Raw genomic sequence first — 13,740 nt, 5'->3', positions numbered from 1 at the left:
TTGCTCTGCCTCCGCGCGCGATCACTGCACGCGGAGGTAGCGCTCGTGATTCTCCATCACGGGCTGCTTGATCCCCAGTTTTTCCCCATAGATCACTGCGTAGCTCAACACGCTTTGCACGTATTGTCGTGTTTCGTCGAAGGGTATCGCCTCGACCCATACGTCCGACGGCAAATCGTCCACACCGCGTGTCCACTGCCTTACGCGTCCGGGACCGGCGTTGTACGCCGCCGAGGCCAATACACGGTTGCCCTGGAACTGGTTGTTCAGCTGCGACAGATAGGCAGCACCCAGCGCGATGTTGCGCTCGGGTAACAGGACGTCATTGGGATTGGATAGCGGAATACCGTAGCGCTTGGCGGTCTCCCTCGCAGTCCCAGGCATCAGCTGCATCAGTCCCATGGCGCCGGCGTGAGACCGCGCATCGGCCATGAAAGCACTTTCCTGGCGGGTGATAGCGTAGACCCACGGCGACTTCAATTGCCGCGCGGCAGCCTGCTGCATGATGGGCTCCTGATAGGCAAGCGGGAACCGGATGTCCAGATCATCCCAGTGCTGTGCCTGGCTAACGCTTCGTATAGCCGGGAAGTACCACTCCATCTCCCGGGCCATGGTTGCCTGCGCGACCAGTTCATCACGGTCGAAGAAACGGCTGGCGTGATACCACTCGCGCCGTGCATCGACCACCTGACCCCGGGCAAAGAACTCACGGGCCCGCCGGATATTTCCGGTCTGGCTGACCTTGGCTTTCACTTCGGGCGCCACCTTCGCCGGCTGGTGGTTGAGCGCATACGGCCGGCCACTCTGTTCGGCGGCAAGAAATCCGTAGAAGTCCCGTTCATTGGCCAGCTGAGCGTAGCCCTCCTTGATATCTCCGGACAATGGAGAGGACAACTGAGCGCTTCGCAATTTCCAGTACCGCCAGCGACTCTGCTGATTCAGCGTGTCGGGCAACGTCTGAGACAGGTCCCGCGCCATAGCGAACTGGCCGGTACGCAGCGCCAGACGGATACGCCATTCGCTGATCTGATCATCCTGCATCGTCGGATCGTTGCTTTCCATGAACGCGAGCGCCGCCGGGTCGTGCCGCTTTGCCATGCGCACGCCGATGTCGCGAGTGATCGCCAACCGATCGCTCTCAGCGAAAGGCAGGTCGCGGTACAGCGGCCACAGGGCGAAGGCGGCGGCGGGATCGTCGCGGCCCAGTCGGCGCAAGGCAACGGTCACTACATCGGTGACTTTCTCCGCAGGCTGGTTAGCGCTCGGGCGGTATCGCTCGTGATTCTTCAACAGCGTAGGCCGGGTCGCCGTTTCAACGAATCGCTCAGCCAGTGCTTTTTGGCTGGGTACATAACGAGTCAGATAGCGCGCCAGGGCGTCCTGACGGTATAGCAGGGCGAGGCGAATGCGCTGCCAGGCTACCGTTTCGGTCAAGCCGCCAGCCTGACGCCAGCGCTCAAATAGCGGATCGCAATCTTTCGGTTGGGAGCGTCCGACTGTCCAGAGTTCGGTGGCACGGCGCATGGCTTCCTTATCGTTACCCTCGCGCCAGCTTTGCAGTGTCACCTGACAATCCAGCCCGGCGTCTCGGCTGCTTTCGTCATAGTGCTTGTGGAACAGCGACCATTCGCCGTCCCGTGCGAGTCGGCGCAGCCATTTGTTTTTTAGCAACTGAGCGGCCGGCACGTCGCCATGCTCGAGCAGAAAGGCTTCGACCTTGCGATGCTCGGGTTGCGCCTGACGATTGAGTTCGCCCAGAAGCAGGTATGGGTACAGGGGGTAATCAGCCAGACCGGGCTTGAGCTGATGATAGCGAGCCAACTGGTTGGAATTCAGCGCCGACATCGCCTGGTCGTAAGCACGACGCTGGTCCTGCAGACGGTCGGCGAAGGCTGGTTGACACAACAACAGGCCGGCAACTGGCGCGGCGATCAGTTTGAAAAACAGAGAGGTGTAGCGGCGCATCATGAATCCTGCCCGGACGGGCGGTGGAGCAGCGTGGGTGTGTAGCGTTGAGTACAGCTTAGCCGTTTGCCTGGTGGCCGAATAGTGGTTCGGCGTCGCATTAATCATGCAGCTGACGACAGGTAAGGCTAGAATGCCGGCCTGTATTTTTCAAAGGTGTGTTATGGCGCTTCTCTCGTTTACCGACGTCTCGCTGGCCTACGGGCTCAATCCGCTGTTGGACAAGGTCTCGTTCCAGCTCGATCGAGGCGAACGCGTGTGTCTGATCGGTCGCAACGGCGCTGGCAAGTCCAGTTTGCTCAAGCTCATCGACGGACAGCAGGCACCGGATGACGGCGAGATATGGTTCGCGCCCGGCCTGAAGATCGGCCAGTTACCGCAGGAGTTGCCCCAGGCAGACGACTCGCAGGTATATGACATCGTTGCGGCCGGCCTGGCCGGGGTCGGCGAGCTGCTCGCGGAGTACCACCATCTGGTGCACGGCGAGATGGGCGAGGCCGAGCTGGCGCGCCTGGAGAAGGTTCAGGAGCGGTTGGAGGCCAAGGACGGTTGGCGATTGAATCAGCTTGTCGAGACCACACTCACCCGGCTCGGCCTTCCTGCGGAGAAAACGATGGCAGAGCTTTCCGGCGGCTGGCGCCGCCGAGTTCTGCTGGCGCAGGCGCTGGTGTCTGAGCCCGATGTGCTGCTGCTCGACGAACCGACCAACCATCTCGATATCCATACCATCGCCTGGCTGGAAGAGGTTCTGCTTGATTTTCGTGGTGCTGTGCTCTTCATCACCCACGATCGTCAGTTTCTGCAGGCACTGGCGACACGCATCCTCGAACTCGACCGGGGCGCGCTCATCGATTGGCCGGGCGACTACGCCAGTTTTCTGGTGCACAAGGAGCAAGCGCTGGCCGCGGAAGCGACTGCCAATGCGCTGTTCGACAAGCGTCTGGCTCAGGAAGAAGTCTGGATCCGCCAGGGTATCAAGGCCCGTCGTACCCGTAACGAAGGGCGCGTGCGTGCGCTCAAGGCAATGCGTGACGAGCGCTCCCAGCGCGTCGATCGACAGGGAAAGGCGAGCTTTCAGCTGGAGACGGCCGATGCTTCAGGCAAGCGCGTGATAGAAGTCGAGGACGTATCTTTCGCCTGGCCGGGTCGTGCCCCGCTGGTACGCGATCTGACGACCTTCATCCTGCGAGGCGATCGAATCGGCCTCATCGGTAACAACGGTTCCGGCAAGAGCACGTTGCTCAAGCTGCTGCTCGGTCAGCTGGAACCGACGTCCGGCAAGATCAAGCACGGCACCAAGCTGGAAGTTGCCTATTTCGACCAGCTGCGTGGTCAGCTCGAGCCTGAGAAGTCGGTGATCGATAACATTTCCGAAGGCCGTGATTTCATCGAGATCAACGGCGAACGCCGGCACATCATCAGCTATCTGGGAGACTTTCTTTTCTCACCGGAGCGATCGCGGACGCCGGTAAAGGCTCTATCTGGTGGTGAGCGAGCGCGTCTGCTACTGGCGCGATTATTCAGCAAACCGGCCAACGTGCTGGTCCTCGACGAGCCGACCAACGACCTCGATGTCGAAACGCTTGAGCTGCTCGAAGAAGTTCTTGCAGGGTTTGACGGTACGGTGCTGCTGGTCAGCCACGACCGGGCATTTCTGGACAATGTAGTCACCAGCAGCCTGGTATTCGAGGGCCACGGAAACGTGCGCGAGTACGTCGGCGGCTATGCGGACTGGCTTCGCCAGGGCGGTCGGGTCGAATCCCTGGCCGACTGGGGGCAGGACGCCGCCGCGCCGGAAGAAGCCACCCAGCCGACACCGCCCCCGGCAGCCGTCCCGAGTGCGCAGCCGGCTGTGCCAAAGGCCAAGCTCAGCTACAAGCTGCAGCGAGAGCTGGAAGCTATGCCGGTCGTGCTTGAGCGGTTGGAAAAGGAATTAGAGGTTCTTCAGCAGCAGGTCAATGCGCCCGATTTCTACCAGCGGAGCCATGAGCAGACGGCGCCAGTCATTGCTGCAATGGAAAGCAAGCAGGCCGAGCTCGACCAGGCGCTGGAACGCTGGGCCGAACTCGAAGACTTGCAGGGATGAGGCTCAGGTCAGGCTTTTTTCTTGCCGAGCCTGACCGCAATAACGTCGCAGGGCGCGCCGTGTAGTACGTCATTGGCTGTCGAGCCGAGCAATAACGCGAGGCCGTGCCGGCCATGGCTGCCGACGACAATCAGGTCGCAGGCCTGCTCTGTACTGACTCGATGGATTTCCTGGCGCGGATGGCCAAAAGCGATCTGCAGCTGATCTTCAGGTAATCCATAGTCGCCGGCGAAGGCTTGCATGCGCTCGCGGGCCTGATCGAACTGCTGCTGCTGGAGCATCGACAGATCCATTGGCACATCACCGCCGTAGGCCATCGCCAGAGGCTCCACCACATGCAGCAGGGTCAGCTTCGCGTCCAATGCCTTGGCCAGCGACACAGCGTGATCGGCAACGTCGCGGCATTCGTCGATCAGATCTACCGCCACTAGCAGATGAGAATAAAGCATGCAGGTTCCTCCTGGCTTTTCAGCCGATACTAACAGCGTTTACCTGCCAGTCCATACTCTCTACAGCCTTTCTTCTGAGGCCAGCCGCAAGGGTGCAACGGCATGACCTGGCTGATCGTGGGTCTGGTCGCCGCTATCCTTTTATCCACCCTGCACAAAATGATGCCGCGCGGGCGCCAGCTACAGTTGCACCGGCTGCGAGACCGGGCCCGAGAACTTGGATTTACGGTCGATAGGCAGGCGTCGCAACACGACGACCGGCTCGAAGGATGCATCGGCTATCGTCTGGCGCTTCCGCGCTGTCCGCTCGACCAGGAGTTCAGCGCAAGACGTTTGAACGGCGTCTGGCAGATGTCCGGAGGGGAGTCGGTTCAAGCGCGACTACTGGCGGTGCTGGTGACGCTGCCGGACAACGTCCTCGGGCTGGACAGGCACGGTTTCACGCTGGTGGTTCATTGGCAGGAACCGGACGATCTGGCCTCCCTTGAACGTCTCGACACGGCGTTGCAACCTCTTAGGCAGCCATCTGTCTCATAGAGACGATAATGCATCGTCACGTCGAAACGGTCTCATTAATCCATGTTAACTATCTGAATTATAAAGCCAGAAGGCGGCGGACAGATGGTCCGAGCGAGATGCTTTTGCCAGCCGCCAATTGACAAGACGCGTATTTTCCTCGAAGGTGTGCCGACCCGAATCAAACAAGCGTATGAATTTTTGCTCGCTAACGGGTTCATCGCATCGGGACGTTCATGACACCGGTTGGCAGGGCAGACCCCGTGAGGGTCGGTCCGCCAATCGGTGTTTCTCATGTGCTTTTATAGCGTGGAGATCAGTTGATGATTTACGAAGGTAAAGCCATCACGGTTCAAGCCCTGGAAGACGGCATCGTCGAACTCAAGTTCGACCTGCAGGGCGAGTCTGTCAACAAGTTCAACCGGGCCACTCTGGCCGAACTGCAGTCAGCGGTTGAAGCCATCCAGAACGACGCCAGCGTCCGCGGCGTGATCGTGACCAGCGGCAAGGACGTGTTCATCGTCGGCGCCGATATCACCGAATTCGTCAATACGTTCCAGCTGCCGGAAGAAGACCTGGTCGCCGGCAACCTCGAAGCGAACAAGATTTTCAACGCATTCGAAGACCTCAACGTTCCCACCGTCGCCGCGATCAACGGCATGGCGCTGGGTGGCGGTTTCGAGATGTGCCTGGCCTGCGATTACCGCATCATGGCCCAGAGCGCCAAGGTCGGCCTGCCCGAAGTGAAGCTGGGTATCTACCCGGGTTTCGGCGGTACCGTTCGCGCCACACGGATCATGGGCGTGGACAACGCCATCGAGTGGATCTGCTCCGGTGGCGAACAGCGCGCAGACAAGGCACTGAGCATGCGTGCCGTTGACGCTGTGGTTGCGGACGCCAAGCTCAAGGAAGGTGCCCTGGACCTGGCCAAGCGCGCCGCAGCCGGCGAGCTGGATTACAAGGCCAAGCGTCAGCCCAAGCTGGAAAAGGTCAAGCTCAATACCATTGAGCAGATGATGGCGTTTGAAACCGCCAAGGGTTTCGTCGCTGGTCAGGCTGGCCCGAACTACCCGGCTCCGGTCGAAGCGATCAAGACCATCCAGAAGGCTGCCAACCATGGCCGCGACAAGGCACTGGAAATCGAGGCAGCAGGCTTTGCCAAGCTGGCGAAGACCTCCGTTGCAGCGAGCCTCGTAGGCCTGTTCCTGAATGATCAGGCGCTCAAGCACAAGGCCAAGCAATACGATAAGCAGGCAGCAGACGTGAAGCTGGCCGCTGTACTTGGCGCAGGCATCATGGGTGGCGGTATCGCTTACCAGTCTGCGGTCAAGGGCACGCCGATCCTGATGAAGGATATCCGCGAGGAAGGCATTCAGCTGGGCCTGGACGAAGCCTCCAAGCTGCTTGGCAAGCGCGTTGAAAAAGGCCGCATGAAGCCGGATCAGATGGCCAAGGCGCTCAACGCCATTCGCCCGACCATGTCCTATGGCGACTTCAAGGAAGTCGACATCGTGGTCGAAGCCGTCGTCGAGAATCCCAAGGTCAAGCACGCGGTACTGGCCGAGGTGGAAGGTTATGTGAAGGACGACGCGATCATCGCCTCGAACACTTCAACCATTTCCATCACCTATCTGGCCCAGGCGCTCAAGCGTCCGGAAAACTTCTGTGGTATGCACTTCTTCAACCCGGTACACATGATGCCGCTGGTCGAAGTCATCCGTGGTGAGAAGTCCAGTGAACGTGCTATCGCGACTACCGTCGCTTACGCCAAGAAGATGGGCAAGACGCCAATCGTCGTCAACGACTGCCCGGGCTTCCTGGTCAACCGCGTCCTGTTCCCTTACTTCGGCGGCTTCGCTCGCCTGATCGGCATGGGCGCGGACTTCCAGCGCGTTGACAAGCTGATGGAGAAGTTTGGCTGGCCGATGGGCCCCGCCTACCTGATGGACGTTGTCGGTATGGATACTGGTCATCATGGCCGTGACGTCATGGCCGAAGGTTACCCCGACCGCATGGCTGACAAGACCCGCACCGCGGTCGACGTCATGTATGACGAAGGTCGTCTGGGCCAGAAGACCGGCAAGGGCTTCTACTCCTACGAGATGGACAAGAAGGGCAAGCCGAAGAAGCAGGTTGACCCGCAAGCCTATGAACTGCTCAAGCCGGTAGTTCAGGAACAGCGCGAGTTCACCGACGAAGAGATCGTTGAAATCATGATGGTTCCGCTGTGCCTGGAGACTGTTCGCTGCCTGGAAGACGGTGTCGTCGAGTCGGCTGCGGACGCAGACATGGGTTTGATCTACGGTATTGGTTTCCCTCCTTTCCGTGGCGGCGCCCTGCGTTACATCGACACCATCGGTGTGGCCGAATTCGTAGCCATCGCCGACAAGTACGCCGAATTCGGCGCCATGTATCACCCGACAGAAAAGTTGCGTGAAATGGCGAAGAACGGTCAGAAATTCTTCGGTTAACCGCCCAGCGCACAGAGCGAGAGTGAATTTATGAGCCTGAATCCAAGAGACGTTGTCATTGTCGATTACGGCCGCACCCCGATGGGTCGTTCCAAGGGCGGCATGTATCGCAATTTCCGTGCTGAAACCATGTCAGCCAACCTGATCGACGGGCTGCTGGCACGCAACCCGAAGATCGACCCGGCGGAAGTCGAAGATGTCATCTGGGGCTGCGTCAACCAGACCCTGGAGCAGGGCTGGAACATCGCCCGTATGGCATCGCTGATGACCCGCATCCCACACACCAGCTCGGCGCAGACCGTCAGCCGTCTGTGTGGTTCGTCGATGAGCGCGCTGCACACCGCCGCTCAGGCGATCCAGACCGGCAACGGCGACGTGTTCGTCATTGGTGGCGTGGAGCACATGGGTCACGTCGGCATGATGCACGGCGTCGACCCGAACCCGGCACTGTCCCTGTACGCCGCCAAGGCGTCGGGCATGATGGGTCTGACCGCTGAAATGCTGGGCAAGATGCACGGCATCAGCCGCGAAGCGCAGGATGAGTTCGGCGCGCGTTCGCACCGCCTGGCTCACAAGGCCACCGTCGAGGGCAAGTTCAAGAACGAGCTGATCCCGATGGAAGGTCATGACGAAAACGGCTTCCTGAAGGTTTTCGACTTTGACGAAACCATTCGTCCGGAAACTACGGTTGAAAGCCTGGCGCAACTTCGCCCGGCGTTCAATCCCAAGGGCGGCACCGTCACTGCGGGTACGTCTTCGCAGATCACCGATGGTGCCTCGTGCATGATCGTCATGTCTGCCGAGCGTGCTCAGGCCCTGGGTCTCGAAATCAAGGGTGTGATCCGTTCGATGGCTGTTGCTGGTGTGGATCCGGCGATCATGGGCTACGGTCCTGTTCCGTCTACCCAGAAGGCCCTCAAACGCGCCGGCATGACCATGGCTGACATCGATTATGTCGAACTCAACGAAGCCTTCGCAGCGCAGGCCCTGCCCGTGCTGAAGGATCTGAAGGTGCTCGATAAGATGGAAGAGAAGGTCAACCTGCACGGCGGCGCGATCGCCCTGGGCCACCCTTTCGGTTGCTCCGGCGCACGTATCTGCGGGAGCCTGCTGAATGTGATGGAAGAGCAGGGTGGCACCATTGGCATCGCGACCATGTGTATCGGTCTCGGCCAGGGTATCACCACGGTCTTCGAACGCGTTTAAACGCGTCGAGTCGAAAGAACCGGGGCCAAGTGCCCCGGTTTTTTATTGAGGAGAATTCAATGACTGTCCGTCCCGGCCGATACCGTCACTATAAAGGAAAGGACTATCAGGTAATTGGCACCGCCCGCCATTCCGAGACAGAGGAAGAGCTGGTGGTGTACCGCACTCTGTACGGAGACCACGACCTCTGGGTGCGTCCGCTGGAGATGTTCACCGGACATGTCACCGTGGATGGCGAAGCATATCCACGCTTTACCTTTATCAACGAAGACGTGTAGGCTCTGGCGCTCCGGGCTGCTTGTCACATTGCACGCAGTACCGACCATTATTCAGCCCGCAAGGGCGACCGGATTCGATCGAGCTAGGAACACATCTACTCATGGGAAAAACACTGGTCATTGTGGAATCGCCGGCCAAGGCCAAGACGATCAACAAGTACCTGGGTAACGATTTCGTCGTAAAGTCGAGTATCGGGCACATCCGCGACCTGCCCACCAGCGGCAGCGGCAAATCGGAGACCAAACCCAAGGGTGGGCGCAAAGCCGCCTCGGCTCCAGAAATGGACAAGCAGGCCAAAGCTCGCATGCAGCTGGTCAAGCGCATGGGCGTCGATCCTGAGAACGGATGGAAGGCCCACTACGAAATTCTGCCGGGCAAGGAAAAGGTCATCGACGAACTGCGTCGCCTGGCCAAGGACGCTGATACCGTCTATCTAGCGACGGATTTGGACCGCGAGGGGGAAGCCATTGCCTGGCACCTGCGGGAGTCGATCGGCGGCGATGAAAGCCGCTACAAGCGTGTTGTGTTCAACGAGATTACCAAGAAAGCGATTCAGGAAGCGTTCTCCAAGCCGGGCGAGCTGGATATCAACCGCGTCAACGCCCAGCAGGCGCGCCGGTTCCTTGATCGGGTTGTTGGCTATATGGTGTCGCCCCTGCTATGGGCGAAGATTGCACGCGGGCTGTCCGCCGGGCGCGTGCAGTCGGTGGCCGTCAAACTGATCGTCGACCGTGAGCGTGAAATCCGCGCGTTTATTCCGGAAGAGTTCTGGGAAATCCATGCGCTGCTCAATACGCCCAAGGGCGAGGCGGCGCGGTTCGAAGTCGTCAGGGAATCGGGCGAAGCATTCCGGCCGCTGAACAAGGCGCAAGCCGATGCAGCGCTGAGCAAGCTGGAGAACTCGAGCTACACCGTCACCAAACGCGACGACAAGCCGACCACATCGCGCCCAAACGCGCCGTTCATCACCTCGACACTGCAACAGGCTGCGAGCACGCGACTGGGCTTTTCCGTGAAGAAGACCATGATGATGGCTCAGCGGTTGTACGAGGCGGGCTACATCACCTACATGCGTACCGACTCGACCAACCTGTCGGCGGACGCAGTCGACATGGCTCGTAGCTATATAAAGAACACGTTCGGCGACAAGTATCTGCCCGAGAAGCCGAATTCCTACAGCAGCAAGGAAGGCGCGCAGGAAGCTCACGAAGCTATACGTCCATCCGACGTCAAGCTCAAGTCTACCGATCTCAAGGGCATGGAGCGCGATGCAGAGAGGCTCTACGAGTTAATCTGGCGCCAGTTCGTCGCCTGTCAGATGCCTCCGGCGAAATATTTGTCCAGCAGCATCACTGCCGAAGCCGGAGCGTTCGAGCTGCGCGCCAAGGGCCGTATTCTCCAATTCGACGGTTATACCAAAGTGCTGCCCCCGCAGGGCAAAGGCGGCGAAGACGAAGTGCTGCCCGATGTGAAGGTCGCGGATGCGCTGAAGTTGAAGAAGCTCGATCCGAAGCAGCACTTCACCAAGCCTCCGGCGCGCTACTCCGAAGCAAGTTTGGTCAAGGAACTGGAGAAGCGCGGGATCGGCCGCCCGTCGACCTACGCGTCGATCATCTCGACCATCCAGGACCGTGGCTATGTCGAACTGAACAACCGCCGCTTCTATGCCGAGAAGATGGGCGACATCGTTACCGATCGGCTCAGTGAAAGTTTTCCGAATCTGATGGATTACAGCTTCACCGCGCGGATGGAAGAGTCGCTCGACGACGTCGCTCAGGGCGAAGTGATCTGGAAGAAGGTGCTCGACGACTTCTATGCCGATTTTAGCAAGAAGTTGGCCAACGCCGAGACGGCTGACGGCGAGCGCGGCATGCGTGCCAACGTGCCCACGCTGACCGACATTTCCTGTCAGGTCTGTGGGCGTCCGATGATGATCCGCACGGCTTCCACAGGTGTGTTTCTGGGTTGTTCTGGTTATGCGCTGCCGCCGAAGGAGCGCTGCAAGGAAACCATCAACCTGGTGCCGGGCAACGAGGTCGCATCGGACGACGAGGAAGACGAGTCCCGCGTATTGCGCGCCAAGCATCGTTGCAAGCTATGCGGCACGGCGATGGATAGTTATCTGGTCGACGAACATCGCAAGCTGCACGTTTGCGGCAACAACCCCGATTGCGCCGGCTTCGAGATCGAGCAGGGGCAGTTCAAGATCAAGGGTTACGACGGGCCGTTGATCGAGTGTGACAAGTGCGGCAGCGACATGCAGCTCAAGACGGGGCGTTTCGGCAAGTACTTCGGATGTACCAACGCGGAATGCAAGAACACTCGCAAACTGCTGAAGAGCGGCGAGGCCGCGCCGCCGAAGATGGACCCGGTCAAAATGCCGGAGCTGCGCTGCGAAAAGGTCGACGACGTATACGTCCTTAGAGACGGTGCCTCGGGCCTGTTTCTCGCTGCCAGCCAATTCCCGAAAAACCGGGAAACCCGTGCGCCGCTGGTAAGCGAGCTACTGCCACACCGTGAAGAGATCGATCCCAAGTACCACTTTTTGCTCGACGCGCCTACGCAGGACCCGGACAAGAATCCGACAGTCGTGCGATACAGCCGCAAGACAAAGGAGCAATATGTTCAGAGCGAGCTCGAAGGCAAGCCCACCGGTTGGCGGGCTTTCCACGATGGCAAACGCTGGAACGTGGACGACGCTCGAAGCAAGAGCAAAAAGTAGGCGAGGCGGCATGGCAAACGAAGTCTATACCCGTACCAACCAGGCTCTGTTCTTTGCCAGGAAGGCGATCGCCTCCTGGCATGAAGTCAGTCAGTCCGGAGCGCTCGATACCGTCACCCTGAGCGCATACCATCGCGAGCACGCCTTGTTTCATTTGTACCGGGGGGTGCTTGGCCTGATCCACGAAGTGGCGGATCGTTACCGCTGGCCGCTGATGGACGCACGCAGCGTTGAAGCGGTGTTGCTAGGGGATGTGGCGGCGCGATGCCCCGGTCCCGAGCTGGCTGAATTGAGCGAGCTGGCGGGTTCGGCCGATACCTGGCTAGGGCGTCTTCTCGGTGCCTGGCAAAAGCTCCAGGCACCACCGGTGCCTCAGGAAGCCAAGTCTGCTTCGGACGACCTGATCATCGCCAGTAGTGCGGTGGCTGGGTCGCCGGAATGGTCACGGGAGGATGCGCAAGAAGCTGTCGCTGCCTTGGCCGAGCGCGTTAATCGTTACCGGGAGGGGATGGTGGAGTGGTAGCTACGCTCCGATAGGCAGCGGCATTGTGTTAAACTGCCGCCTTGCTAGACAGAGGAGCCGATATGCCTTCACCTTTTCTCGAAATCGTTGAACTCGCCAATGGCAAGGTCGTACTGCGGCGTTCCGATGACGACGGTGAACCGCTAGTGGTCATCGAGTTTTCAGCAGATGCCAAGGATTTCCTCAACGGTCATCACATCGATGTCGCCAAAGCCATGATCAGTGCCGGTATGCAATTGGCGGGGCAGGTCGTGGATGATGACGAGTTCGTGCCGGAAGACCGCGTTCTGCATTGACGCGTCGGGCCACAGCGCCCGGGGCAGCCATTTCGGCTGCCTGTGCTGTTCAATCACGCTGCGCGAGTGGCTTGCAGCTGAACATTCAGACTACTGCAGTTGCCCATGGATGCCGCTCTCGAAAGCAACGCGGTTTCGCGGGCATCACTGGTCAGCCAGCTCACCACCGTGTGGCTTTTCCCTTCGCGCAGCACTTCACAACATAATTCGAGCGTATCCATTCCAGGACGGCTCCGAATCACCAGAATGCGGCCGGAATCCAGGCCAGCTGAACGCAGCCATTGCAGGCTGAGCTCCGCGGGAGGATCCAATAGCGTCAGCCAGCCGGTCGAACTGGAATGGCTTAGCTCCCGCAACACTGGCGCCAACCATTGCAGGCATTGGCGTGGCGAGCCGTTGAGTGCGATTTCGCTGAAACCTGTCTCGGCGGGCTGCGAGGTCACGTTTCGCTCGACTGCTGCGCCACGGCGCCGCTCGGTTGCTGCGGGCTTGCCCAGTGGCGCCATCCGGGCACGTGAAGCCATCCAGGCGTTTTGGAAGAGACTCAGTTGATCCAGTGCTTGCGAGTTCCGAGCATACTGCATGTTTTGCTCCTAGCGGCGGATAACGCCGACGCTCAAACCTTCGATGATTAATTCCTGTTCGGACAGATCAATCTCAATCGGCGCGAAATCCGGATTCTCCGCAATCAGCGACACTTTGCGGCCCTGCTTGTGGAAACGCTTGACCGTCACCTCATCGCCGATACGGGCAACAACGATCTGTCCGTTACGTACCTCGGTAGTGCGATGTACGGCCAGCAGGTCCCCGTCCAGAATGCCAATATCCTTCATGCTCATGCCCTTGACCCGCAGCAAATAGTCGGCCTTGGGGCGAAAGAACTCCGGATTGAGCCGGCAGTGATCCTCGATGTTCTCCAGAGCCAGAATCGGCGCACCGGCAGCGACCTGACCGATGATCGGCAGCTGATCATCGTTGGCTGCCTCGGCTCCAGGCAGGCGAATGCCGCGCGAGGCGCCCGGGATCATTTCGATAGCTCCCTTGCGAGCCAATGCGCGAAGATGATCTTCGGCCGCGTTGGGCGACTTGAAACCGAGCTCTTTGGCGATATCCACCCGCGTCGGCGGGTAGCCGTTGTTGTCCATGTACTCCTTTATGAAGGCCAGGATCTGTTCTTGCCGCGCCGTCAATTTCTGCATGGAGCCTTACCTGTCTGTTTATACAGTA

Annotated in this window: 12 protein-coding genes; 8 read left to right on the top strand and 4 right to left on the bottom strand. The window is 59.6% G+C overall.

Translation table 11 applies throughout. The features are described from left to right. Positions 1-21: 21 nt before the first annotated feature. Positions 22-1,968 (bottom strand): transglycosylase SLT domain-containing protein, encoded by a 1,947-nt coding sequence (locus BLT85_RS07110; RefSeq protein ID WP_093392589.1) that lies wholly within the window; start codon positions 1,966-1,968, stop codon positions 22-24. Positions 1,969-2,128: 160 nt separating this feature from the next. Between BLT85_RS07110 and BLT85_RS07105 the strand changes: the two genes are divergently transcribed. Beyond that, on the top strand, positions 2,129-4,051 hold the full coding sequence (locus tag BLT85_RS07105) for an ATP-binding cassette domain-containing protein (protein WP_093392587.1): 1,923 nt from the start codon (positions 2,129-2,131) through the stop codon (positions 4,049-4,051). Positions 4,052-4,059: 8 nt separating this feature from the next. On the opposite strand, the gene BLT85_RS07100 is transcribed toward BLT85_RS07105, so the two are convergent. Further along, positions 4,060-4,500 (bottom strand): universal stress protein, encoded by a 441-nt coding sequence (locus BLT85_RS07100; protein ID WP_093392585.1) that lies wholly within the window; start codon positions 4,498-4,500, stop codon positions 4,060-4,062. A 102-nt stretch (positions 4,501-4,602) separates the two neighbouring features. Between BLT85_RS07100 and BLT85_RS07095 the strand changes: the two genes are divergently transcribed. The 7 genes from BLT85_RS07095 (at position 4,603) to BLT85_RS07065 (ending at position 12,513) form a co-directional block, all read left to right on the top strand. Then, positions 4,603-5,037, top strand: a complete 435-nt coding sequence (locus BLT85_RS07095; protein ID WP_093392582.1) for a hypothetical protein — start codon at positions 4,603-4,605, stop codon at positions 5,035-5,037. 302 nt (positions 5,038-5,339) lie between these two features. Further along, on the top strand, positions 5,340-7,487 hold the full coding sequence (fadB, locus tag BLT85_RS07090; protein ID WP_093392580.1) for a fatty acid oxidation complex subunit alpha FadB: 2,148 nt from the start codon (positions 5,340-5,342) through the stop codon (positions 7,485-7,487). Positions 7,488-7,517: 30 nt separating this feature from the next. Further along, positions 7,518-8,693, top strand: coding sequence for an acetyl-CoA C-acyltransferase FadA (gene fadA, locus BLT85_RS07085; protein ID WP_093392578.1), 1,176 nt, complete (start codon positions 7,518-7,520; stop codon positions 8,691-8,693). Between the two features lie 59 nt (positions 8,694-8,752). Further along, positions 8,753-8,971, top strand: coding sequence for a DUF1653 domain-containing protein (locus tag BLT85_RS07080; RefSeq protein ID WP_172829818.1), 219 nt, complete (start codon positions 8,753-8,755; stop codon positions 8,969-8,971). A gap of 101 nt (positions 8,972-9,072) precedes the next feature. Beyond that, complete coding sequence (gene topA / locus BLT85_RS07075; RefSeq protein WP_093392576.1) at positions 9,073-11,694, top strand: type I DNA topoisomerase; 2,622 nt, start codon at positions 9,073-9,075, stop codon at positions 11,692-11,694. A gap of 10 nt (positions 11,695-11,704) precedes the next feature. Further along, positions 11,705-12,217, top strand: a complete 513-nt coding sequence (locus BLT85_RS07070) for a DUF6586 family protein (RefSeq protein ID WP_093392574.1) — start codon at positions 11,705-11,707, stop codon at positions 12,215-12,217. Positions 12,218-12,279: 62 nt separating this feature from the next. Further along, on the top strand, positions 12,280-12,513 hold the full coding sequence (locus BLT85_RS07065) for a hypothetical protein (protein WP_093392572.1): 234 nt from the start codon (positions 12,280-12,282) through the stop codon (positions 12,511-12,513). 53 nt (positions 12,514-12,566) lie between these two features. On the opposite strand, the gene BLT85_RS07060 is transcribed toward BLT85_RS07065, so the two are convergent. After that, the gene (locus BLT85_RS07060) at positions 12,567-13,097 is read right to left on the bottom strand and encodes a SulA-like leucine-rich domain-containing protein (protein WP_093392570.1); all 531 of its coding nucleotides are present in this window, start codon (positions 13,095-13,097) and stop codon (positions 12,567-12,569) included. A gap of 9 nt (positions 13,098-13,106) precedes the next feature. Next, positions 13,107-13,712, bottom strand: a complete 606-nt coding sequence (gene lexA / locus BLT85_RS07055; RefSeq protein WP_093392568.1) for a transcriptional repressor LexA — start codon at positions 13,710-13,712, stop codon at positions 13,107-13,109. Positions 13,713-13,740 lie beyond the last annotated feature (28 nt).

The organism is Halopseudomonas xinjiangensis (assembly GCF_900104945.1).
Classification (GTDB): Bacteria; Pseudomonadota; Gammaproteobacteria; order Pseudomonadales; family Pseudomonadaceae; genus Halopseudomonas; species Halopseudomonas xinjiangensis.
The sequence above is the reverse complement of the archived record's forward strand: the minus strand, read 5'-3'. Positions and strand labels throughout refer to the sequence as shown.